Origin of the sequence: Rhodococcus sp. 008 (assembly GCF_001682295.1) — a bacterium.
GTDB classification, from domain to species: Bacteria; Actinomycetota; Actinomycetes; order Mycobacteriales; family Mycobacteriaceae; genus Rhodococcus_F; species Rhodococcus_F qingshengii.
The window spans coordinates 4,379,442-4,401,859 of record NZ_CP012749.1 but is presented as its reverse complement, the minus strand read 5'-3'; the positions used below and the strand labels follow the sequence as shown (position 1 = coordinate 4,401,859).

Genomic DNA, 22,418 nt, shown 5'->3' with positions numbered 1-22,418 from the left:
GAGTTCATGCCCGATGTTGCGTATCAATCACTCTTTCCTCACCGCGACCTTCGGGCCGATGTGCGGTCCCGGGACCAGCGGTCGTCGACGTGCAGCTGTACGCGAATGCCCAGTTCTACGCTCTGCCGCCGAATCGAGCGATGTAGTGCCAAACCTTCTTGACGTCCTGCGGATCGAAGGATGCACCCCGTGCGAGCCCCAGTACGGCAGGCGTCAGCCGCCTGCCGTGCGCAATTTCTCGGGCAAGGTCGATCACGGCCGCTCCCCGGTATTCGGGATGTTCGGCTATCTCGTCGACATCGACCGCGTATCCCTCGTGCCACAGCACCGGGCACGTGAGCGAGTGCGCGATCTCTTCGATCAGTGTGCCCCGGTAACTCGGATCCAGAACGAGCGCCTCGACGTCCGTTCCGATGTCGACGGCGCCGTGGACGTGCGCCTCGATGTAGTGGTCGAGCGGATCGTCGAGCTCGGCAGCCCGTGCGGCGTCGACCAAGCTCATCGCTTCGGCCGTTCCGAAGAGATCAGGCTCGAAGACGCTGTCGGGAAAGCAGAAGGTGGTGCGGTCGAGTGTGTGCTCGGCAAGCCGGAAGTAGGACGAGCCGAACCGAGGGGATGCCCCGTAGGGATCGGCGGAGAAGTTCAACGCTCCGTACTTCGGCCGTTCCGAGGGCTCTCGCTCGTCGTAAGCTCCGCCGAATATCCGACTCTCCCAACGCCAACGATCGCCGCCGTGATGCGCCGTCAGTCCGCCGTTGCTCGTTCGAGTCTCGAACTGGGTCACATAGGTGCCTTGACGTGCGATCGAGGCCAGTGTCAGACCACGTTCAGACGGGAGGTCCGGATGAAAGTGCAACGTCACCCGGTGATTTCGATCCAACGGGCCGCCCTTCGAGAGACCGCTCACGTGCGCAATCGCGGCAGACCAAGGAGTGGAATCAACAGGCATTCGCCCATTATCCGGATATGGAAGCAGCGCCGGTGAAGAAATCGACCAGTGAATACGGTGTGCCTTCACCGAGGCAGAGATCAAGGATCACGTGCGAGTCCGCGGCCTCGGATGCGCTGCGCACGAACATCGCTTCTTCGTACTCGGCGAGTGCCCCTTCGATGTCGTCGGGGTGCGTGGCGATCGCCTTTCCCAGTTCGGCGCCGTCGAACATCGCCAAGTTCGCACCCTCACCGGACGGGGACATCAGGTGCGCCGCGTCACCGAGAAGCGTCACCCCAGGCACGCGATCCCATCGGTGCTCGTCGGGAAGTGCATGGATCGCGCGCGGAATCGGAGCGGTTTCACCATCGGTGATCAGCGCCGTGAGTTCCGGTGCCCAACCGTCGAACTCGGCCGCGACCCGCGCTGTCGCAGCGGCGGCGTCGGTGAAATCGATACCGGCAAACCACTCCGCCGGACGGTTCAGCTGAACGTAGGTGTGCACGATGTCTCCCGCCTCTCGATGCGCGGCGATCGCTTTTCCTGGTGCGGGCGCGTACATCGCCCCGTCCCCGACGGCTTCGGCTGCAGCCGAATGCTTCTCGTCGACGTCGTAGAGGTAGGTCTCGACGAACGTGGTGCCGACGTATTCCGGCTTCGCATCGGAGAGCAGCGGCCGGACCTTCGACCAGGCACCGTCTGCACCGACGAGAAAGTCGGTGGTCACTGTCGAACCGTCGACGAAGGTCAACTCGTGGCGATCATCTCCGAGCGAGCGCACAGTGTCGACTTTGCGTCCCCATTCGATCGTGTAGTCCGGAAGGGAATCAATCAGGATTCGACGGAGGTCGCCGCGCAGCACCTCGGGACGTGCTCCCGTGCCGTCGTCGGGTTCGTCGAGGAGCACGGCGGCGTGTTGATCGAGTACGCGCGACGCGGCGCCGCCCGCGTGGATGATCGCGCGGAACTCGTCGGTAAGGCCGGCAGCGTCGAGCGCGGCCTGACCGTTGTGTTCGTGGATGTCGAGTTGACCGCCCTGCGTGCGAGCTTCTGCCGACAGTTCCGCCTCGTAGATCTTCGACCGAATTCCATGAACGTGAAGGACACGCGCGAGGGTCAGACCGCCGAGGCCCGCCCCGATGATCGTTATCGAGTTGCTCATGTTTGTTTCCTTTCAGGCTTCGATTGGAACGTCGTTCCAATGACATCTTGGAACGGCGTTCCAGATATGTCAAGATGGTTCGCATGGCGACCAGGAATCAGCGGACCGAACGACGTACGGATGCGCTCTCGAAGGAGCGAATCGTCGAGGCTGCGATCGAGATCCTCGACGACGAGGGCGAAGCCGCGCTGACATTTCGCGCACTCTCCGCACGCCTGGCAACAGGTAGCGGGGCGATTTACTGGCACGTTGCCAACAAGAGCGAACTGCTCGCCGCGGCGACCGACGACGTCATCGCCCGCGTGACAACCGGTGCAACCGAAGGCGCAGCCCCACGGGAGGCGATCCGGACCATCACCCTCGGCGTGTTCGACGCGATCGACGCCCACCCCTGGGTCGGCACCCAACTCTCACGTGAACCGTGGCAATCAGCGGTGATGCAGATCTTCGAAAGTCTCGGCGAGCAACTCCAGGCGCTCGGCGTTCCCGAATCGGCACAGTTCGACTGCGCGTCCGCGCTCCTGAACTACGTGCTCGGTCTCGCCGGACAGTACGCCGCGGGCGCCCGTCTGCTCCCCCGTGAGACAGATCGGTCCGCTTTCCTCGCGGGCGTCGCCACGCGATGGGAAGAACTCGACTCTGCGAAGTACCCGTTCCTCAATCAGGTGACGGCGCAGTTGCGCGACCACGACGACCGAGAACAGTTTCTGGCAGGCATCGAGCTCATCCTCGCGGGGATCGACACCGTCCGATAGCGGCCGTAGCCGTCAGCGTGAATGAACAGCGGTGTTGGATCCGAGCGCTATATCGAGGAAATCTCTTGCCGCACCGCGCAATCCGCGATCGGGATCCCAGACGGCTTGGAGTCGACGCGGCATCCGCAAGCCGTCGACGTTGACCGCGACCAGTCGGCCGTCCGTCAGGTCGGCGGCAACTGCCAGCGACGACAGAACAGCCGGGGCGTTGCCTGCCACCACCGCAGCCTTGACAGCGGTACACGAGGTGAGCTCGAGCAGCGGCGGCACACAATCGGGAACAGCATTCTCGAGCGTCAGGCGCGTACCGGACCCTGATTCTCGCTGAATCAGCGGTGTGCGTGCGAGTTCCTCGACCGGAACGGGCACACCATTCGCCCAGTCGTGTCCCGGCGGCACAACCACGACGAGGTGATCACGCGCTACTTCGCACGACGCGAGCGCCGACGGCACATCCGGCCCTTCGACAAATCCGATATCGGCCTGGCCGGCCTGAACTTGAGCAGAGACGTCCGAGGAATTGTGCAAGCTCACCGACGCCACGACGTTGGGGAACTTGTGCCGCATCGCGACCGTCCATCCGGGAACCAGATACTCGGCGATGGTCATGCTGGCGGCAACCGTGACGGCAGCATCACGTTCACCGCGAAGTGCGGCAACTCCCGATGCCATTTCCTCGGCACTGACGAGGATGTGACTTGCCCACTCGAGAATCAGACCGCCCTCGGCGGTGGGACGAACACCGGTCGCCGCTCGATCGAACACCTTGATTCCGAGTTGGCGTTCGACCGAACGCACCCGGGCGCTGACCGCCTGCTGACTGAGTCCGTGCTCCCGGCCGGCAGCACCCATGCTGCCCAGACGCCCTACGGAAAGGAGGACGTCGAGGGCACTGAGTTCCGGCACCCGAGGAGACAACGACATAGTCCCAAGATTAGACCCACAAGGCGAGTTTGTGGGCATTCAAGAACAACCGGTCTACCGGTACGGACCGGATGAGACGACAGTGAAATACATGACCACCACAACGAGTTCCACCTTCGCCCACATCACTCCGAACTGGTTCGCGGCAGCGATGGGAACGGGAATCGTGTCGGTGGCCGCCGCTTCGCTCGAACCGGAGATCGAGGGCTTGAAACTGGTCTCCGAGATCTTCTGGGTTCTGGCGGTTCTCGTACTGTGCGCCTTGATCGGAGCATTTGCCACCCATTGGTCACAACATCGATGTCAGGCCCTCGCCTACCTGCACAGCCCCGCGATGTTCCCCTTCTACGGCGCCGTCGCAATGGCACTGCTGACCGTGGGATCCGCAACCGGCATCACCGGCCCGGACTTCCTCGGCCACGACGTGGCGATCACCGTGTCGCTGACACTGTGGACACTCGGCACGGCACTCGGCCTGGTCACCTACGTCGTGATGATGATTCGACTCGTTCGAGATGCCGGGATGGCGACGGCAATGCCGTTCTGGCTCATGCCCGTCGTACCTCCGATGGTCTCGGCCACCACCGGCGCAGCGGTCAGCACCCACATGCCCGAAGGCGCTCCACGCATCGCGGTACTGGTTTTCTGCTACATCCTGTTCGCTCTGGCGCTGACCGCCGCCATCGGCATTCTGGTAGCCGTCGCCAGGCAGTTCGCACGCAACCGTTCGGCCGGCGTCGACGTGATCCCGTTCAATGCCATTCCCTCACTGTGGATTCCGTTGGGCGTGATCGGACAGTCGATCGCGGCATCCAACCTGTTGGCCGCCGCCTCACGGCATGCACTCAGCCCCGAGCATGCCGACACCCTGCACGAATTCGGGATCGCCTACGGAACCGTCGTCGGAATCATCGGCGTGATCGCGTTTGTCACCGTCACCGTCGTCACCATCCACGCACTGCGCCGCGGCTTGGACTTCTCGCTCGGCTGGTGGAGCTTCACCTTCCCCATCGGAGCATGTGCCGTCGGAGCGAATGCCTTCGGAGTCGCCACCGGTTCCACCCTGATCCTGGGAATCGCACTTGCCCTGCTGACCGTACTGATCCCCATCTGGGCAACCGTCGCGGTCAGGACCGTCCGGTCGATCCGCAGTGGAGTTCTACCGGCGGCTGCATGAATTCGCACCGATGAGTTTTGGCTCGCCGTACGGTCTGTACTCACGTAGACCATTGTCGAGAGCAGGAGTACACGGTGAGTCAGTTATTGCGAGTGCAGAATTTCGGCGTTTCGAGTGACGGAATAGCCTGCGGTCCGGACCAGAGCTTCGAGAGCCCGTTCGGCCTGGACCACGGTGAAATGTTTGCGTGGGCAGGAGCTACGGCCAGCTGGCCCAATCGCACCGATCCCGGCGGCAGCCGAGGCCTCGACGACTATTTCACGCGGGACTTCTCCAACAACATCGGCGCCGAAATCATGGGCCGCAACAAATTCTCACCCTACCGCGGCCCTTGGGAGAATCTCGAGTGGCAGGGCTGGTGGGGCGACGAGCCACCGTTCCACACCCCGGTTTTTGTCTTGACCCACCACGTGCGGCCGTCGTTCACGCTATCGGACACGACATTCCACTTCGTCGACGCCGACCCCGCGACGGCCCTCGCGCAGGCACGTGAGGCAGCGCAGGGCAAGGACGTTCGACTCGGCGGCGGAGTCAGCACTATCCGTGAATTCCTCGACGCCGATCTGGTCGACACGATGCACATCGCTGTCTCCCCGATCGAATTCGGATCCGGTCTACGACTGTGGGAGACACCTGACGAGTTACTCGACCGCTTCAACCTCGACGTTGTGCCGAGCCCGAGCGGCGTGACGCACCACCTGTTCTGGCGGAAGTGACGTGTTGGGGCAGCTCCGTAAACGGGAGCTGCCCCAACAGTTACGCACTATTCGCCGGTTTCGACCTGGCGCCCCGACTGGTACCACGCCATCGTTCCACCGGCCACCGAAACGGCATTGATGCCGCGAGCCTGCAGATACTCAGCGGCTTGCAAGCTCCGACCACCGACGGCGCAGATGATGTACACCGTTTCCGCGTCCGGAATTTCACCCACGCGAGAGACGAATTCGCTGAGCGGAATGAGCGTCGCACCGGGAACTCGGACCTGAGCGAACTCGTCGGCCTCACGGACGTCGATCAACGGCTCACCCGCTGCCAAAGCCGTGTCCAGTGCATTCAAATCGACTTCCAACATTTCTTCTGCGCCTGCCTTCGTGTTCGCTGCTGTCCGAATAGACGGTACCCGGGCGTTTTCGTGCAGCTCCCTTTACGATCTGACAATGACCAATACGGTTCCCGAAAAGTCCGGTTTTTGGAGTCGCCCCACCGTGTGGAAAGTGCTCCTGCTGATCGTCGTCTACCTGGCGTTCTATCTTGCTGTCGGGCAGGTTACCTCCAGGGTTTTTGCAGACCAGATCGACACGGACAATGTCGTGGCAAGCGCCTCCAGCATCCTCCTCGGCGTCGCATTGCCCATCGCGATCGGCGGGATCGCCCTGCTGGTTTTCACGACAAAGGTCGGCTGGCTGCGCGGCGTCTTCGGCCCACAACCCATTCGTGGGCGGGGTTGGATGTGGATCGGTCCGATCATCGTGGTCGCCGCCATTGTTGCGCATCTGGCGGGAACCGATTGGAGCGCCTGGACCACCGGCGAGGTAATCGCCCTGCTGGTGCTCGGTGCGTGCGTCGGCCTGACCGAGGAATTGGCCACCCGTGGCCTGGCAGTGAAGATGTTGCGCGACGCCGGCCACCGGGAACGCTTTGTCGCCGTCGTGTCTTCACTGGTGTTTGCACTCATGCACACCGTCAACCTCATCGCCGGGATGAAGGCGTCAACCGTTCTGGTCACCGTGGTCTACACCTTCGGTTTCGGTATGTGCATGTACCTGACAATGCGTGTGACGGGCACGATCTGGGCCGCAATCGTGTTACACGGCCTCACCGACCCCACCACAATTCTCTCGACCGGCGGGCTGGACACTTCGGTGACCACGGAAGTGAGCGGCGCCGCCGCCATCACCTCTCTACTGACGGTCCTCTTGGTCGTCTTCGGGCTGATCGCCGTCTTCCTCATTCGAGATCGAATCGGCGAAGATCGGCACACACCCGTCTCGGCCTGACCGACCGCGACCGTACAAGACATACTTGTGCCCATGCCTTCTCGAACCACGTACTCGTTCGCCGTCGTGACTGCATCGTGTCTGCTGGCACTCTCCGGTGCCGTCACTCATGCCACCGCGGGGGTTCCGACAACTCCCGAAGTCGCGACCACCGAATCCATCGCGTCGGAATCGATCAGCGATCTGTATGCAGCCAAGGGTGCGCATGAAGTGGCTGCCGATTCAGTTCCCGGGTACCAACTGTTCTACCCAGCCGGCTTGTCGTCTGATGGCAATCGGCATCCCGTCGTCACCTTCGGCAACGGCAGCTATGCGACTTACGAAGAGTACGAAGCGCTCCTGCAGCATCTCGCTTCTTGGGGTTTTGTCGTTGTGGTGGCCGACAGCAGCGTCACCGGCGACGGGACGGAAATCTTGGGGGCTGCCCAGTACGTCGTCGATCAGAACACCAACGCTGAGAGCATTTTTCACCAGCGGATCGACACCGACAACATTGCCTCGGTCGGACACTCCCAGGGCGCCGGTGGCGCGATCAACGCGGCAACCCAGTCCGCGAATCTGATCACCGCCACGGCGGTACTCGATTTGCCTGACCCGTGGTGGGCCTCGCGACCTGTCGACGTGATCGACGTGGCCCAGTTGACCGGACCGACGTTCTTCATGACCGGCGCCGACGACCCGGTCTCCACCGCCGATCCGCAAGCTGAGTACTTCGACAAAACCGCCGGACCGGCGGTCCGCGGCAGACTGCTTGGCGTCGGCCACAATTGGGCCGCAGATGGCGAAGGATTCCGGGGCTACCTCACCGCGTGGCTGAGATTCACCCTGAGCGGCGACCAGACTGCCGCACGTGCATTTGTCGGCGACTCGGCGGAAATCCTCACCGATCCCCGTTGGGACCGGCAAGCGATCAAGGGTTTGTGATGACGATCTTGCCGTAGGCCTGCCCGGATTTCTGCTGCTCGAAAGCGTCAGCGAGGCGGTCGAGGCTGTAGGAAGAATCTATGACGGGACGAAGCGCCAGGCTCTCCAGCCCGGCGACCATCTCCTCCTGATGTGCACGACTGCCCACCAGAACACCTTCGATGGTGACCTGTTTGGTCAGTAGCGAAGTCAGGTCGATCGACGACGAGGGGCCGTTCATGATGCCAAGCGCGCAGATTCGCCCCCCTGGTCGGACTGCCGCCAGAGATTGGCCGAGGGTGGACGGCCCGCCGACGTCGAGGACGAGGTCGATCCCGCCGCTGAGCCGCATCGCTTCCGAACCCCAGTCCGGGCGCTCACGGTAGTTGACCACGTGATCGGCACCGAGCTCGACCAATCGTGCCATCTTGTCGGGGGCCGACGACGTTGCGATCACCTGAGCTCCAACAGCTTTGGCCAGCTGGACGGCAAACAGCGCCACCGTGCTGGTCCCAGGGATCAACACCGACGACCCTGGGATGATCGGGACTCCGGCAAATAGTGCGCGCCACGCTGACAAACCTGCGGTGGGCAAGGTAGCGGCTTCCTCGTAGGTGTAGTTTCGCGGCATCACTGTCACAGCAGATACCGGCACGGTGACGGTGTCGCGGGCGAACCCGTCGACACCGTCACCCGGCGAATTTCCGAATCCGTCGAAATCCGGTGTGCCGCTCCGCCAATGCGGCAAATAGGTGCTCATCACGCGATCTCCGACGCTGAACTGCGTTACGCCGTCTCCGACCGCAACGACCTCCCCGGCAGCATCGGACAACAGGATCCGCGGACCGTCGGTTGCTATCTCTCCGGTCGCCACGAGGTAGTCATGGTGGTTGAGCGAATTCGCGTGGATCGCGATCGTCACCTCACCCGCACCCGGGCCCGGGGTCTCGATCGTCCTCGATTCGAGGTTGTTCAATCCTCCAGGCGGGAGTACGTACACGGCGCGGTTGGTCATGGTGTGGATCCTCGCACGAATGGTGATCGGGTGACGTTCGGAAAGGGTTCTGCTGCTCAGAGGAGAGAAGCGGTGAACCCTCCGTCGAGAACCAGGCTGCTGCCGTTGCACCACGACGACTGGTCGCTCGCAAAGAACACTGCGGCGGCGGCAACTTCCTCGGTCCGGCCATAGCGCGTCTGCTTCGTGACCATCAAGTCGTCGAATCCCCCGGACTCGAGGCCGAGGGCATTCTCGAAATCCTGCTGGTGACTCTTGACCAGGTCGGTATCGATGAATCCGGGCAGCAATGCATTCGCGCGGATTCCGTGGAAGCGAAGTTCGGCTGACAGGGTTTCGGTGAGATTGCGAACTGCTGCTTTGGCGGCGGCATAGCTGCCGATCAAAGGCGAGCCGGTGGTCGACGAGATCGACGAGATGTTCACGATCGAACCGCCACCGGATGCGACGAGAGCGGGCAGCGAATGACGCACTGTCAAGAACACTCCATCGAGGTTGACCGACATCACTTTCCGCCAGTCCTCGAACGAGGTCTCGATCAGCGGGGTCGTGGTGGCGATACCGGCGTTGGGTACTACGACGTTCAGTCCGCCGAACTCTTCGACCGCTCTGGCGACGAGATCCTTGACCTGCTGTTCGTCGGTGACATCAGTTGTGACAGCGATAGCTCCGTCGATCGAGTCCGCCACTGCCTGTGCTGCGCCACCGTTGATGTCGGAGACCACGACCCTCGCGCCCTCCGCCCCGAACGCCCGGGCAATGGCGGCGCCGATTCCGGCACCTGCGCCGGTGACAATTGCAACTTTGTTCGCGAGAAGATCGGACATGTCAGCGTTCCCCTTCAATTCTCGGTCGGGACGTAGAAAAGCAATTCGGGTCCGGTGTCGCCGGTGGTCGCGATGGCCTCGGACATGTCGAGAGTTCCGTCGCCCAAAGCACTTCCCAACGCCTGCGCGGTGCCCGCGAGATCTTCCGTGTCGAGTTGATAGATGCTCAGGTAGCGGCGCGCGGGCAATGCATCCTCGGGCAGCAACTGCACATCCGCCAGGAAGAATCTGGAGGCGGAGACAACTCCGGGCACTCGTTCGACGACCTGCGGAATATGCACGTCGTCGTACCAGCGGTTGAACGCATCCTCCGAAGACGGATCGGCGGGGTGTACGTGTGCGACGAGAATCGCTGTGCTCATGAAGTTCCTCTTCGACTCGAAGTGCTTTTGGTTCAGCGCGTTTGGAAGGCGACGATATTCACGCGCAAGGCAACTGACCGCGGCTGCGTGTGGTGAATCGATCGCGCTCAAGCGACAACCCTAGGGAGCAAATGTGACCCGCACCATATGCTCGGAGGTCAGAGTTGAGCTCCACATTTGTCCTCTCGGCACAAAACTGTCTCTCGGCACTAACACGGTGGCCAGAATCAGGCGTTAACGGAAGTCTCGCGATTTGGCCGTGACTCGCAGATCCATCAGCTGCATCCGGTCTGCCACGACGGTGACAGCGCCTTCTGCATTCTGCACCTTCCCTCGAATAAGCAACGCCGGCGCCGTATTTGCCAATTTTCGGTACTTTGCCCACAACCCCACCGAACACACGACGTTGACCATGCCGGTTTCGTCCTCGAGGTTGATGAACGTGACGCCCGCAGCTGTGGCCGGACGCTGCCGGTGTGTGACTGCTCCCCCCACCAGCACACGGTCACCGTCCGGGATGTCGAGAAGTCTCGACGCCGGCACCACGCCGAGCGCGTCGAGCTGTGGGCGGAGGAATTGTGTCGGGTACGTGTCGGGAGATACTCCTGTCGCCCAGACATCCGCCGCCGCCAATTCGACGTCGCTCATGCCGGGCAAGGTGGGAGCTGTGACCGACGCACCGATACCGGGCAAGCGGTCGGGGCGCTCCCCCGCCGCAGCGCCCGCTGCCCACAGCGCTTCTCTACGCGAGATACCGAAGCTGGCTAGCGCACCGGCGGTCGCCAGCGATTCAGCTTGTGCGGTAGTCAGTTCCACCCGCCCGGTCAGATCGAGAAACGACGTGAACGGTCCACCGAGGTCGCGCTGTTCGACAATTTTCTCGGCGAGTGCATCGCCGATGTTGCGCACTTCCCCCAGCCCCAGCCGAACCTCGAATCCACCTGCCTCGACGGTGGCATGCGCGAGGCTGACATTGATGTCTGCACCGTGTACCTGCACTCCGTGCCGGCGCGCATCGGCAACCAAGGACTGCGGCGAGTAGAAACCCATGGGCTGCGCGCGCAGAAGTCCGGCGCAGAACGCAGCGGGATGATGAAGTTTGAACCACGAGGAGTAGAAGACCAGCGCGGCAAAACTCTGTGAATGGCTTTCCGGGAAACCGAAATTAGCGAATGCATACAGCTTTTCGTAGATCCGGTCGGCAACCTCGTCACCGATGCCGTGTAGGTCTCGCATGCCCTGATAGAACCTCGCGCGCAGTTGTTCCATCTTCTCGGTGGAGCGTTTCGATCCCATTGCCCGACGCAATTGATCGGCCTCGGACGGCGTGAAGCCCGCAACGTCGACGGCCATCTGCATCAACTGTTCCTGGAACAGCGGAACCCCCAACGTGCGTTCGAGTGCCTTCTCGAGCGACGGATGGTCGTAGGACACAGGTTCGAGTTTGTTGCGCCGACGAATGTACGGATGCACTGATCCGCCTTGAATCGGCCCCGGACGGATGAGCGCGACCTCGACTACCAGGTCGTAGAAGTTTCGAGGCTTCAGACGCGGCAGTGTCGCCATCTGCGCACGTGATTCCACTTGGAACACCCCCACCGAATCTGCCCGCTGCAGCATCTCGTACACCGCCGTTTCCGACAGATCGAGTTGCGCCAGATCGACTGTGATGCCTTTGTGTTCGGCCACCAGATCCATCATGTAGTGCAAAGCGGAGAGCATGCCGAGGCCGAGCAGATCGAATTTGACCAGCCCAGCGGCAGCGCAATCGTCCTTGTCCCATTGCAGGACACTACGATTGGCCATCCGCGCCCACTCCACCGGGCAGACGTCGGCGATGGGACGATCACAGATGACCATTCCGCCGGAGTGGATACCGAGGTGCCGCGGATAGCCTTCGATCTGCGCCGCCAGTTCGAGTACCGGACGCGGAATATCGGTATCCGCATTCTTGTCGATACCACCCCACCGGCCGACCTGCTTACTCCACGCATCTTGCTGGCCCTGCGAAAAGCCCAGCGCCCGAGCCATGTCCCGCACCGACGACTTTCCTCGATAGGTGATGACATTGGCTACCTGCGCGGCATACGTACGCCCGTACTTCGCGTACACGTGCTGGATCGCCTCTTCCCGGCGGTCGGACTCGATGTCCACGTCGATGTCCGGCGGGCCGTCACGTTCAGGCGCAAGAAACCTCTCGAACAGCAGTTTGTTGCGAACCGGATCGACATTGGTGATGCCGATCGCGTAACACACCGCCGAGTTCGCAGCGGAACCTCTTCCCTGACAGAGGATGTCGTTGTTCTTGCAGAACGACACGATGTCATGCACCACCAGGAAATATCCGGGAAAGTTCAATCCCTCGATGATGGCAAGTTCATGTTCGAGCTGTTCGTATGCCTTCGGTGCACCTTCCGGCGGTCCGTAGCGTTCCAGCGCCCCCACCATGGTGAGCTCACGCAACCACGACGCCTCGGTATGCCCGGCTGGCACGTCGAACGGTGGCAATTTGGGCGCGATGAGCTTGAGATCGAAAGCGCACTCACGACCAAGATCGGCGGCACCACTGACAGCCTCGGGATAGAGCGAGAACAGTGCCGCCATCTCCGCGCCGGACCGCAGGTGCGCTCCGCCGGTAGGGGCCAACCATCCTGCTGCCTCGTCCAAGCTTTGACGCGACCGCACAGCCGCCATTGCCATGGCGAGGCGTCGACGCGGAGGAGCGGCGAAGTGCGCGGCGGTGGTCGCCACCGTACGTAGTCCATGCTCTCTCGCCAATTCGGCCAGAACGGCATTGCGCTCGTCGTCCTCCGCCAACCCATGATGAGTGAGTTCCACCGACACTCGCTCCGCCCCGAAACGCTCGACCAGATCCCCCAAGGCATCCGCCGCTGCTTCGCGACCACCCGACGTCAAGGCTTGCCGCACATGACCTTTCCGGCACCCGGTCAGGATCTGCCAGTGGCCACCGGCCGCTTCGGTCAGCACGTCGTAGTCGTACTGCAGTTTGCCCTTCTCGCCGCCCGCCAGATGCGCGGCAGCGATCTCCCGCGAGAGCCGGCGATACCCTTCCTGCCCACGGGCAAGTACCAGGAGGTGCGTTCCACCGGGATCTGCCGTGCCGGTTCTGGGTACCGAATCCAGAGACAACTCGGCCCCGAACACGGTGCGCATTCCCCATTCACGTGCGGCTTCCGCAAACCTCACCACGCCGTAGAAGCCGTCGTGATCGGTGACGGCGATAGCTTCGAGCCCGAGACGCACTGCTTCCTCGACCAGCTCTTCCGGCGGTGATGCACCGTCGAGGAAACTGAAGGCCGAGTGAGCGTGCAGTTCTGCGTAAGGAATTACACCGGCACCACGGGTGAGCTCGCCCGCGTGGTACTCGCCGCGCTTTCTTGACCAGGCGGGGCTGTCGCTTCCATCGCCCGGAAACAAATCCTCATGTTCCACACGGCCGGGTCGTCCGGAAAGCACCCGTTCCATCTCGGACCACGTCGGCGGCCCATTTCCCCAACCCACGCTGACCTCGCACCTGATCGAGTCGGCCGTCAGGGACGACCGACTGCTCGAGGATGCCGAAAGGGAAGACGCACCACATGCATCGAACTGATGTTCGATGCAGATTCAGTCTGACAGGTCACTCACCCACAGTCAACAGAGCGAATCTCAACCCTCACCGTCTCGTCACATTCAGATGTACGCATGTCTGCACTCCGTTCACTTTCGCCCCAGATCATTAGCGGCGTTCATAATCTCCATCCATACTGTTTCCAGGAGTACTACTCGTATGTCGTTCTCGCGCAACACACGTAGGTTGACGGCCGTCGCCGGCGCCGTCGCCGTTCTGGCCGCTGCCGGCTGCAGCAGCAGCGCCGACGAGGCCACCGGCTCGAACGGCGCGACCGTCGATCGCGCCGCGACCGGCGAACTGTCCTCGAACGGTGGCGCTCGTCGCATCGACGGTGATCAGTCGGCCGCAGTGCGCGACGCCGTCAATGCCTCCGGCGCGAAGAACGTCATCCTCCTGATCGGGGACGGCATGGGCGACTCGGAGATCACCGCCGCACGCAACTACGCCGAAGGCGCTGCGGGCAGCTTCCCCGGCCTCGACGCCCTGCCGATCACCGGCCAGTACACGCACTACGCACTGACCAAGGACGGCAAGCCCGACTACGTCACCGACTCCGCAGCCAGCGGATCGGCATGGTCCACCGGCACCAAGACCTACAACGGCGCGATTTCCGTCGACATCAAGGGTCAGGCCCAGTCGACCGTCCTCGAGATCGCCAAGGCGAACGGCAAGGCCACCGGCAACGTCTCCACCGCCGAGGTGCAGGACGCCACCCCCGCAGTGCAGGTCGCGCACGTCAGTGGCCGCAAGTGCTACGGACCGGAGGCAACGTCCAAGTCCTGCCCGGAGAACGCCCTCGAGAACGGCGGCAAAGGGTCGATCAGCGAACAACTCCTCGACACCCGCGCCGACGTCACCTTCGCCGGCGGCGCCAAGTCCTTCGCTGAGACCGCGAAAGCCGGTGACTGGCAGGGCAAGACACTCAATGAGCAGGCCGCCGCCCGTGGCTACCAGCTGGTGAAGAACGCCGCCGAGATGAACGAGGTCGGCAAGGCCGATCAGGATGCACCCGTGCTCGGCTTGTTCGCCGACGGCAACATGCCCGTCCGCTGGGAAGGATCCGTCGCCACCCGCGACGGTTACCTGCAGCCCGCCGAAACCTGCGTCGACAACCCCAAGCGAACCTCCGACGTACCCAAGCTCGCGGACATGACTCAGAAGGCCATCGACCTACTGAAGGTCAACGACAACGGATTCTTCCTCCAGGTCGAAGGTGCCTCGATCGACAAGCAGGATCACGCAGCCAACGCATGCGGTCAGATCGGTGAAACCGTCGACCTCGACGAAGCTGTGCAGAAGGCACTCGAATTTGCGAAGACCGACGGAGAAACCCTGGTCATCGTCACAGCCGACCACGCTCACACCAGCCAGATCGTCACCAATGTCAGCGCCGACGACATCGCCACCATCGCCAAGGACCAGAACATCCCGGTCGAGCGCGCCCAGGAAATCGTCTACCCCGGACTGACCCGCAAGCTGACCACGAAGGACGGCTCGGAGATGACGATCAGCTACGGAACGTCCGAGGATCCGGCCGTCGAGTCCGAAGGACACACCGGAACTCAGTTGCGCGTAGCAGCTTTCGGCCCGCATGCGGCCAACGTCAGCGGTCTCACGGACCAGACCGACCTGTTCTTCACGATGACCGACGCGCTGGGACTCGACCGTTCCAAGGTCGCAGCTCACTGATCCGATAACACCTGAATCCGCCCACCCACAGTCACACCAGAGCAGCCAAGGCGCGCACCCGATCTTCGGGTGCGAGCTTCGGGCAACTGGTGCATTTGCCTTCACCGGGTACCTCGTAGATCAGGCAGCACGACGCCCGCTGCGTGAATCTGCGTCGCCCGAATGCCACCGGCGTCAATGGATTACTTACGCGCACAGCAGATTCTCCGCGATCCACGTCCACGAAACGCGGGACCGGAACGCCCGGGTTCTCACCGCGGAGAACTTCGATCAGACCGGCCGCAAATGCACTTCCGCGCTCCCCCGCATTACCGGCGGCATCGAGGCTGCGATTGGCGATGGAGTCCGTCGTGATCGCCCACAGCGCCTGCTGCCGAACGCCGGACACCTCGGCGAGTACCTCGATCACGGGATTGAGCGAGCGGAACATCGCGTGGCCCAACTCCGCCACACTCCGCGAGATCGGAATGACCGATCCGGCAGCAAAACCGCCCAGATAGCCGTTGTCACGCACGAAGATCCGCCCACCGTCCAACGATGGATCGGCCGCGAACCCGGTGACCATCCCGGTTCCGATCGGAATGCCGGTCAGCGTCGAGCTGGCCGAGTACCACCACAACGTGCCGTTCACTCGACTGTCCGCACTCCCCCATCGCTCTGCCGTATCGGCGACACGTGCTGCCAACCACTGGGGGTCGGTCATCAACACCGCGGGCACCGTATCCGGATACGCGCTCAGGTTGTCGAAGAACGGCACAGCTACTGCCATACGGGCGTAGATCCCGGCCACCGATTCCGTCATGCCAGCCCCAATATCTCCATCCGCGGACGTACTCCGCGTTCGACTCGCGCCCTGATGCCGAAAACCTCGGCCAACAACGGCTCGTCCAACACCTCGACCGTAGACCCACACGCGCGGAGTTCACCTTCGGTGAGCACGGCAAGGTTGTCGCAGTACTCGACTGCCAACCGTAGATCGTGCATCGTGACCACAACTGCGAGCCCCGCCGACGCAAGTTCGGTAAGCAGTTCCATCACGATCAACTGGTGACGAAGATCGAGATGATTGGTCGGCTCGTCCAACAACAGAACCTTGGGCTCCTGAGCCAATGCGCGAGCTATCGAGACACGTTGCCGCTCACCACCCGACAGGGTCGATACGTCTCGTCCGGCAAGCTCGACCAAACCGACCTGCTCGATGCACCGGTCCACGATGGCGGTATCGCGCTCCGTGCTTCGGTCCAACCAGCTGCGGTGCGGAGTTCGTCCGAGCGCGATCGATTCACGAACCGACAGTCCTGCCGAGACAGTGGGTTCTTGAACACTTGCCGAGACAGTTCGGGCGATGTCCTTACGCGAGAGCGTCGTCGAGTCGACTTGATCGATCAGAACTGCGCCACCTGTCGGCGTCAAAGCGTTGTAGCAGCAGCGCAGCGCCGTCGTCTTGCCACTGCCGTTCGGCCCGACCAAGCCCAATATTTCACCGGACTTGACTGCGAAAGTGATGCCGCGCAACACTTCGCGATTTCCGAGCCGCGCCCGGGTCTCGACGAGTTCGAGCAGGGGCGCAGTTTCGGAGTCTTTCGGGAGTGTCACTGTTCTGGCCTGTGTCACTGTTCGAGCCTCCGATACTGCCGGTAGAGCATCCAGACGAAGATCGGTGCACCCACGAGGGCCGTGATCACTCCGACCGGAACTTCAGTGGATTGTGCCACCGAGCGCGCAGCGGTATCCGCGGCAACCATCGCGACGGCGCCCAGCAGGGCTGCAGCAGGGAGCAGTCGAATTGCTCTGGTGCCGACGATGAAGCCGGCCAGATGCGGGATCAGCAGACCGATGAAACCGATTCCACCGGCAACGCTGACTGCTGCGCCCGCCAGTACGGAGACCGCGAGCAAGGACAACACACGGAACCGTCGGACGTTCATACCGAGTGCAGCAGCCCCGTCGTCACCGGTCTGCAAAACGTCCATCCATCGCGAACTGAACAGAAGGGCTGTGCCGACGACGGCCAGTGTGATCGTCGGGAAGATCAGCGTCGACCATCGTGCATCACCGAATCCGCCGGCGAGCCAATGCATAACTCCAGTGATGTGACGCTCGTCTGCAATCACCAAGAGACAAAAAGTGATCAATGCCGAAAATATCTGTCCGAGCGCAACACCCACAAGAATGATTGCAGTCGGCTGCGGATATCTACCACCAATCAGCAACGCGAGGAACAACGGAATCATCGCTCCGATGAACGCGGCAACAGGAATCGTGAATACGCCGAGCATTCCGGCTCCGATCCCCAGAACCGTAACCAAAACCACCATGAATCCTGCGCCCGACGAGACTCCGAGCAGATACGGATCGGCAAGCGGATTACGGGTGACAGCTTGAGCAACTGCACCTGCCATGGCCAACGAAGCACCCACTACCGCGGCAGTGAGTGCACGTGGCAGGCGGGAGTCGATCACGATCGACTCCCGCGCCGCGGTCCACCACGTCTCGAAAGTCCCTGGCGCCAAACGGGCTCCGACTATCGCCCAGACGTCACCGACGGGAATGCGAACCGATCCCAAGGAGACGGCCAACCCCAGGACGATCGCCAAGGCGACCGCCAAGCCGACAAGCAGGGCGCCGTACCCGTAACGCGTGCGGGTCACTTCGCCGCGTCAGCGCCTGGATGGAAGGCTGTTGCGATGGTCTGTGCCGAACGCACCAACCGTGAACTCTCGAACAGGTCAGCGAGAGGAACCACGACGAACCGGTTCTGCTGCACAGCAGGGGTGGTCGCCATCAACGGCTGGGCACGGAGGAAGTCGATCTTCTGCTCGGCGGTCTTGTCGCCGTAGTCGATGACCACGATTGCCTGGGGTGCACGCTCGGCAACAGCTTCCCACGATGCGTCGATGTAGGGCTTTGTCCCTTCGGCGAAGATGTTCGAGACGCCGGAGTATTCCGCGACCAATTGACCGACGCCGACTCCGCCGATGGTCGTCGGAACCTGGTCACCGCTGTCGTAGAAGAAGGTCGGTACCGGCGCCGCGTCTCCGACCGAAGCGCGGACGGAATCGAGACCATCGCTGATCTCCTCTGCGACCTCGCGGGCGGAATCTTCGACGCCCAGGACTCGACCGAGTTGCGTGTAGTCGTTCTCGAGCAATCCGATGTCGGGGAAACCGGTGCCACAGTATTCCGAGAAGAGGAAGGTGTTGATTCCGCGCTCGCCGAAAGCGTCTCGGGAACGGCCTTGCTTCTCGTTGAAGGCACTGGTCATTCCTCCGACCACGAAGTCCGGATCGACGTCGAGGACCTGCTCCATGCTGGGGAACGTATCGGAAAGGCTGGGAATCTTGTTGAATACATCGGCGGTCTCGGCAGTTGGCGGGTTGTCGCTGTACGCCCGCCCGACAATCCGATCACCCGCGCCGATCTCGATGAGGGCTTCGGTGACGTGTCCGTTCAAAGACACGATGCGCTGCGGCGGCGAATCGAAGGTCATCTCGCGATCGCAGTTGGTCACGGACACCGGCTGTGCGAAGGATTCCGCAGCAGACGCCGACTCTGATTCCTGACCTTTGGAACAACCTGCCGAAACCAAGGCGACCGCGATGAGAACAGCGGCGGCGCGGGACGGGGAGAACTGAAGTGACACGGGGACCTCGTAAGGGCTCTGAGCCACGAATGAGAATCCGACAGACAACTCCGCCCGCACGCTGATCCTCGGCCAGAGCTCCTGCTGGACTTCCTTTTCGTAGACCACGACGAATGGATGTCGCACACCGCGCGGCGGGTAATCGGGCTTGCCGACACTCGGTGACTACCGAGAATCGACCTACCGTTGCGGGTCAGCGCCGGATTCGGACCGGCTTCCCCCACACGCGTGGCTTGCAAGTGCTTCGAGCAGTATGCATGACGTTTCCGATTCAAGACCAAACGCCCACTACAGTCGATCTGGCCAGACGCCCCCACACACCGGAGTTGATACATGACACGCTGGGCCCAAACCGTCGTCGCCCGGAAATGGTGGGTACTGAGCCTGGCGGTTCTGATAGTTCTCATCAGTGGGGTGTGGGGACTCGGAGTGTTCGGCAAGCTCAGCCAGGGCGGCTTCATCGATCCGGGCAGCGACTCCGCGAAGGTCGCCGACATCATCGAAGACAATCTCGGACCGCAGACCCCGGACATCATCGCGATCTACTCGCCCACGGACGGCAAGACTCTGGACGACATCGGGCCGGCAGTGACAGCCGCCGTCGACCAGTTCAAAACCGAAGTGCCGACCGCTTCGGTGAAATCGTATTGGGGAACAGACGCCGCAGCGAAGGCCAGCCTGCTCTCGAACGACGGATCCATGGCGGCCGTTGCGATCACGTTGGCACCGGACTCGGGCGTCACGCCCGCCACTTTCGCCGATCTCCTGCCGAAGCTCGAAGTCGAAGGTGCCGAGGCACAATTCGCGGGTAACACCGTCGTCGGCGTCGCATTCAACACCAAGCTCGAGAAGGACCTGGTGGTCGCCGAAGCCATCGCCATTCCGATCACTCTGGTGCTGTTGGTCTTCATCTTCGGCGGCATCGTCGCTGCTGCCGTGCCCGTGTTCGTGGGTGTACTCAGTGTCCTGAGTGCTTTGGCGGTTCTGCGAATCCTCACGCTGATCACCGATGTGTCCTCGTTCTCGATCAACGTCGCTTCTCTTCTCGGGTTGGGACTGGCCATCGACTACGGACTGTTCGTGGTCGGTCGGTTCCGTGAAGAACTGAATTCGGGCTCGGACCCGGGAGCGGCTGCTCAGCGGACAGTTCTGACGGCGGGTCGCACCGTCATGTTCTCGGGTCTACTGCTGATCTGTGCGTTCAGCGGCATGCTCGTATTCCCCCAGGCCGTCATCCGGTCTCTGGGCTTCGGCGCGATCGCTGCGGTATTGAGCGCGGCCGTCCTGTCGCTGACCGCTGTGCCTGCGCTACTTGCCATTCTGGGGCATCGCATCAACGCCCTGACGTGGCGCAAGGATGCGGCGCAACGCGGCGAGGAACGCTCGCGCAAGTTCTGGGGCCGCGTCGTCACGTGGGTGATGAAGCGTCCGGTCGCAGTCTCGGTGACAATCGTGGCTGTGCTGCTCGTGATGGCCTCGCCGCTGCTCGGCGCCCGGCTGGGAGAGCTCTCGTACACCGCACTACCGGACAACGACCCCGCTCGCGTTGCAATGGACACGTTGGTCAACGACTTCCCGCAAACCGGAAACGGCGCAACGATGATCCTTCAGGCCGAGGACGGGAACACTCTCACCCCGGCCGAAGGTGCAGCGATCGCCGAGTCCGCCGGTCAAGTCGAGGGCATCGGTCAGGCGACCGTCGTCGCGAGCACCAATCAACTCGTCGCGGTTCAGGCTCTCTACAGCGAGGGCTCTACACCCCAATCACAGAGCGCCGCAGTGACAGATCTGCGTGCGATCTCCGCTCCCGACGGAACGGTGCTGCTTGTCGGCGGCGGTCAAGCCATGGTCGACGACGGCAACAACGCCGTCCTGCACTGGCTACCGGTGATGATCCTCATCATGGTCGGATCCACACTGATCCTGTTGTTCCTCGCGTTCGGTTCGGTGGTGCTGCCGATCAAGGCGGTGCTGATGGCAGCCCTGAGCCTCGCGACCACCTTCGGTGTCCTCACCTTCGTCTTCCAGGACGGACACGGCGTCGAACTCCTCGGGGTCAGTCAAACTCCGCTGGAGGCTACGTTTGTCGTGCTCATCCTGGCGGTGGTCTTCGGATTGTCCACGGACTACGAGGTTTTCCTGATGTCACGGATGGTCGAGGCCAAGAACGCGGGAGCGACGACAGAGGAAGCGGTCAAGTTCGGAACCGAGCGCACCGGCCGCATCGTGACGGCTGCCGCCTTACTCCTGATAGTGGTGACGGGGGCCTTCGCAATGTCAGGGCTGTCAGTGATGAAGTTCCTGGGCGTCGGCATGATCGTCGCGCTGATCGTCGATGCGACCATCATCCGCATGTTGCTCGTGCCCTCGCTCGTGAAGTTGATGGGCGAAGCGAACTGGTGGGCTCCTGTGTGGATGAAAAAGGTTCACGCGAAGGTCGGCATCGGCCACTGATCGCGACTGGATCATGTCGCTGAAGAGTGCCTGGGATCCTGCGGAGAGCCGTGTTTGACTAGGGGTCGTGGATGACTTACCTGAGAGTGTTGTGGTCGGCTCAGCAGTGTTTTCGCGTGTCGACTCGGACGATTCGTTGGCGTGCTGGACATCGATCATCGATGTCCAGGGGGTCGGTGACTCCAGGCCGGTGAGTCTGGTTATCGAGCCGGCCACCGTGCCGGAGTCTGCGGTGTGTGCGCTCGCTGCGACCGTGATGGCCCGGTTCGGTGAGTTTGCCGAAGTCGCCGCCGATTACCTGCGTCAACAGCTGCGTGGGCCACAGTTCGGCCTCCGCCACTCCGAACTCGTGGAGTTGGACGCCACGGAGTCACTGTTCGGCGAACCTGAGGCGGTGATCTGGGCTGACGGAACCTGGCTGCTGCGGTTCGCTGAGTCAAGGCTCGAGATGGCCGATCCTTTCGGGATCGGTGTTCTGTTCGAAGGAACGACCCCGTATGCGGTCGAGGACTTGTCGGGCGCTGAACCGGCCTAGGGTTTGCCGGCCTGGCCACTCCATCGCCTCGACGATGGTGCGCCGGTCTACTGGCGGACGGCGCATGGCCTTCACACCCTCGGAACAACGGCCGCCCACATCTCATCCGAAATCACGTCACGCGACGCAAGGACGAGCGCGCACCCCACTGCGCCCGAAACTCTTCAGCAACAGACCTAGTGGATTTCCCTGATCGGGCAGTCGTCCTCGAGGATGACTGCCCGATCGTCTAAATCGCTCCGCAGGGCGATGTTCTCCGAAGCTGATTTCGTCAGACTTGGAGCATGACAATTTTCGAATGGATCCTTGCAATCCCCGCTCTTGCGCTTGCCGTCGCGTTCTTGTTCTCCGGAATCATCTCCGCGGGCATCGACTTCGACGCCGAGGACGGGGTCATGACGCATTGATGT

21 protein-coding genes and 1 riboswitch are annotated in these 22,418 nt (G+C 62.3%); of the genes, 9 read left to right on the top strand and 12 right to left on the bottom strand.

The annotated features are described in order from the left end of the window. Positions 1-115: 115 nt before the first annotated feature. Positions 116-949 carry a DUF3626 domain-containing protein gene (locus AOT96_RS20405; protein ID WP_007727410.1) on the bottom strand — a complete coding sequence of 278 codons (834 nt, stop codon included), beginning with the start codon at positions 947-949 and terminating at the stop codon, positions 116-118. 7 nt (positions 950-956) lie between these two features. Next, entirely contained in the window at positions 957-2,093 is a 1,137-nt protein-coding gene (locus AOT96_RS20400; RefSeq protein WP_007727411.1) for an FAD-dependent oxidoreductase, read from the bottom strand. A gap of 74 nt (positions 2,094-2,167) precedes the next feature. Here AOT96_RS20400 and AOT96_RS20395 point away from each other — a divergent pair, with 74 nt between their 5' ends. Then, positions 2,168-2,848 carry a TetR/AcrR family transcriptional regulator gene (locus AOT96_RS20395; protein WP_007727412.1) on the top strand — a complete coding sequence of 227 codons (681 nt, stop codon included), beginning with the start codon at positions 2,168-2,170 and terminating at the stop codon, positions 2,846-2,848. A 12-nt stretch (positions 2,849-2,860) separates the two neighbouring features. Here the strand turns inward: AOT96_RS20395 and AOT96_RS20390 are convergent, their stop codons facing one another. Beyond that, a complete protein-coding gene (locus AOT96_RS20390) occupies positions 2,861-3,772 on the bottom strand; it encodes a LysR family transcriptional regulator (protein WP_030535095.1) in 912 nt (303 codons plus the stop codon). A 91-nt stretch (positions 3,773-3,863) separates the two neighbouring features. On the opposite strand from AOT96_RS20390, the gene AOT96_RS20385 reads away from it, so the two are divergent. Beyond that, positions 3,864-4,949: a TDT family transporter gene (locus AOT96_RS20385; protein ID WP_042449826.1), complete on the top strand. Its 1,086-nt coding sequence runs from the start codon at positions 3,864-3,866 to the stop codon at positions 4,947-4,949. A gap of 74 nt (positions 4,950-5,023) precedes the next feature. Then, positions 5,024-5,665 (top strand): dihydrofolate reductase family protein, encoded by a 642-nt coding sequence (locus AOT96_RS20380; protein ID WP_003940771.1) that lies wholly within the window; start codon positions 5,024-5,026, stop codon positions 5,663-5,665. A gap of 47 nt (positions 5,666-5,712) precedes the next feature. Here AOT96_RS20380 and AOT96_RS20375 read toward each other — a convergent pair whose 3' ends face one another. Further along, positions 5,713-6,021, bottom strand: coding sequence for a rhodanese-like domain-containing protein (locus AOT96_RS20375; protein ID WP_003940684.1), 309 nt, complete (start codon positions 6,019-6,021; stop codon positions 5,713-5,715). A gap of 85 nt (positions 6,022-6,106) precedes the next feature. Between AOT96_RS20375 and AOT96_RS20370 the strand changes: the two genes are divergently transcribed. Both AOT96_RS20370 and AOT96_RS20365 read left to right on the top strand, forming a co-directional pair. Beyond that, positions 6,107-6,946 carry a CPBP family intramembrane glutamic endopeptidase gene (locus AOT96_RS20370; protein WP_065352196.1) on the top strand — a complete coding sequence of 280 codons (840 nt, stop codon included), beginning with the start codon at positions 6,107-6,109 and terminating at the stop codon, positions 6,944-6,946. 33 nt (positions 6,947-6,979) lie between these two features. Next, a complete protein-coding gene (locus AOT96_RS20365) occupies positions 6,980-7,870 on the top strand; it encodes a dienelactone hydrolase family protein (protein WP_007727417.1) in 891 nt (296 codons plus the stop codon). Here the strand turns inward: AOT96_RS20365 and AOT96_RS20360 are convergent. The 4 genes from AOT96_RS20360 to AOT96_RS20345 all read right to left on the bottom strand — a co-directional run bounded on the left by AOT96_RS20360 (position 7,857) and on the right by AOT96_RS20345 (position 13,575). After that, positions 7,857-8,864: a zinc-dependent alcohol dehydrogenase family protein gene (locus AOT96_RS20360; RefSeq protein WP_007727420.1), complete on the bottom strand. Its 1,008-nt coding sequence runs from the start codon at positions 8,862-8,864 to the stop codon at positions 7,857-7,859. The two genes, AOT96_RS20365 and AOT96_RS20360, sit on opposite strands and share 14 nt — an antisense overlap. A 56-nt stretch (positions 8,865-8,920) precedes the next feature. Beyond that, the gene (locus AOT96_RS20355) at positions 8,921-9,691 is read right to left on the bottom strand and encodes a glucose 1-dehydrogenase (protein WP_003940866.1); all 771 of its coding nucleotides are present in this window, start codon (positions 9,689-9,691) and stop codon (positions 8,921-8,923) included. A 14-nt stretch (positions 9,692-9,705) separates the two neighbouring features. Then, the gene (locus tag AOT96_RS20350; RefSeq protein ID WP_007727425.1) at positions 9,706-10,053 is read right to left on the bottom strand and encodes a hypothetical protein; all 348 of its coding nucleotides are present in this window, start codon (positions 10,051-10,053) and stop codon (positions 9,706-9,708) included. A gap of 234 nt (positions 10,054-10,287) precedes the next feature. Next, positions 10,288-13,575, bottom strand: a complete 3,288-nt coding sequence (locus tag AOT96_RS20345; RefSeq protein WP_007727426.1) for an error-prone DNA polymerase — start codon at positions 13,573-13,575, stop codon at positions 10,288-10,290. Between the two features lie 268 nt (positions 13,576-13,843). Between AOT96_RS20345 and phoA the strand changes: the two genes are divergently transcribed. After that, positions 13,844-15,376: an alkaline phosphatase gene (phoA, locus tag AOT96_RS20340; protein ID WP_003940796.1), complete on the top strand. Its 1,533-nt coding sequence runs from the start codon at positions 13,844-13,846 to the stop codon at positions 15,374-15,376. Positions 15,377-15,407: 31 nt separating this feature from the next. Here the strand turns inward: phoA and AOT96_RS20335 are convergent, their stop codons facing one another. The 4 genes from AOT96_RS20335 to AOT96_RS20320 are packed head-to-tail and all read right to left on the bottom strand — an operon-like array spanning position 15,408 to position 19,019. Beyond that, positions 15,408-16,178 (bottom strand): (2Fe-2S)-binding protein, encoded by a 771-nt coding sequence (locus tag AOT96_RS20335; protein ID WP_065352195.1) that lies wholly within the window; start codon positions 16,176-16,178, stop codon positions 15,408-15,410. Further along, positions 16,175-16,990 (bottom strand): ABC transporter ATP-binding protein, encoded by an 816-nt coding sequence (locus AOT96_RS20330; RefSeq protein ID WP_372450864.1) that lies wholly within the window; start codon positions 16,988-16,990, stop codon positions 16,175-16,177. The genes AOT96_RS20335 and AOT96_RS20330 overlap by 4 nt, the downstream gene beginning before the upstream one ends. Continuing rightward, complete coding sequence (locus AOT96_RS20325; RefSeq protein WP_065352194.1) at positions 16,987-18,027, bottom strand: FecCD family ABC transporter permease; 1,041 nt, start codon at positions 18,025-18,027, stop codon at positions 16,987-16,989. Before AOT96_RS20325 ends, AOT96_RS20330 begins: the two co-directional genes overlap by 4 nt. Continuing rightward, positions 18,024-19,019, bottom strand: coding sequence for an ABC transporter substrate-binding protein (locus AOT96_RS20320; protein WP_029254958.1), 996 nt, complete (start codon positions 19,017-19,019; stop codon positions 18,024-18,026). The genes AOT96_RS20325 and AOT96_RS20320 overlap by 4 nt, the downstream gene beginning before the upstream one ends. A 116-nt stretch (positions 19,020-19,135) precedes the next feature. Beyond that, positions 19,136-19,281: riboswitch (cobalamin riboswitch) on the bottom strand. Positions 19,282-19,352: 71 nt separating this feature from the next. Here AOT96_RS20320 and AOT96_RS20315 point away from each other — a divergent pair. The 3 genes from AOT96_RS20315 to AOT96_RS36370 all read left to right on the top strand — a co-directional run bounded on the left by AOT96_RS20315 (position 19,353) and on the right by AOT96_RS36370 (position 22,415). Beyond that, a complete protein-coding gene (locus AOT96_RS20315) occupies positions 19,353-21,473 on the top strand; it encodes an MMPL family transporter (protein ID WP_003940878.1) in 2,121 nt (706 codons plus the stop codon). A gap of 67 nt (positions 21,474-21,540) precedes the next feature. Further along, positions 21,541-22,008 carry a hypothetical protein gene (locus AOT96_RS20310; protein ID WP_231917264.1) on the top strand — a complete coding sequence of 156 codons (468 nt, stop codon included), beginning with the start codon at positions 21,541-21,543 and terminating at the stop codon, positions 22,006-22,008. Positions 22,009-22,292: 284 nt separating this feature from the next. After that, entirely contained in the window at positions 22,293-22,415 is a 123-nt protein-coding gene (locus AOT96_RS36370; protein WP_003940840.1) for a hypothetical protein, read from the top strand. Positions 22,416-22,418 lie beyond the last annotated feature (3 nt).

Excerpts from the sequence above, each read along its gene's own strand:
- AOT96_RS20405 (WP_007727410.1), bottom strand. The coding sequence starts at position 949 with ATGCCTGTTGATTCCACTCCTTGGTCTGCCGCGATTGCGCACGTGAGC.
- AOT96_RS20335 (WP_065352195.1), bottom strand. The coding sequence starts at position 16,178 with ATGACGGAATCGGTGGCCGGGATCTACGCCCGTATGGCAGTAGCTGTG.
- AOT96_RS20400 (WP_007727411.1), bottom strand. The coding sequence starts at position 2,093 with ATGAGCAACTCGATAACGATCATCGGGGCGGGCCTCGGCGGTCTGACC.
- AOT96_RS20315 (WP_003940878.1), top strand. The coding sequence starts at position 19,353 with ATGACACGCTGGGCCCAAACCGTCGTCGCCCGGAAATGGTGGGTACTG.
- AOT96_RS20375 (WP_003940684.1), bottom strand. The coding sequence starts at position 6,021 with ATGTTGGAAGTCGATTTGAATGCACTGGACACGGCTTTGGCAGCGGGT.
- phoA (WP_003940796.1), top strand. The coding sequence starts at position 13,844 with ATGTCGTTCTCGCGCAACACACGTAGGTTGACGGCCGTCGCCGGCGCC.
- AOT96_RS20370 (WP_065352196.1), top strand. The coding sequence starts at position 6,107 with ATGACCAATACGGTTCCCGAAAAGTCCGGTTTTTGGAGTCGCCCCACC.
- AOT96_RS20355 (WP_003940866.1), bottom strand. The coding sequence starts at position 9,691 with ATGTCCGATCTTCTCGCGAACAAAGTTGCAATTGTCACCGGCGCAGGT.
- AOT96_RS20365 (WP_007727417.1), top strand. The coding sequence starts at position 6,980 with ATGCCTTCTCGAACCACGTACTCGTTCGCCGTCGTGACTGCATCGTGT.
- AOT96_RS20395 (WP_007727412.1), top strand. The coding sequence starts at position 2,168 with ATGGTTCGCATGGCGACCAGGAATCAGCGGACCGAACGACGTACGGAT.
- AOT96_RS36370 (WP_003940840.1), top strand. The coding sequence starts at position 22,293 with ATGACAATTTTCGAATGGATCCTTGCAATCCCCGCTCTTGCGCTTGCC.
- AOT96_RS20390 (WP_030535095.1), bottom strand. The coding sequence starts at position 3,772 with ATGTCGTTGTCTCCTCGGGTGCCGGAACTCAGTGCCCTCGACGTCCTC.
- AOT96_RS20360 (WP_007727420.1), bottom strand. The coding sequence starts at position 8,864 with ATGACCAACCGCGCCGTGTACGTACTCCCGCCTGGAGGATTGAACAAC.
- AOT96_RS20385 (WP_042449826.1), top strand. The coding sequence starts at position 3,864 with ATGACCACCACAACGAGTTCCACCTTCGCCCACATCACTCCGAACTGG.
- AOT96_RS20350 (WP_007727425.1), bottom strand. The coding sequence starts at position 10,053 with ATGAGCACAGCGATTCTCGTCGCACACGTACACCCCGCCGATCCGTCT.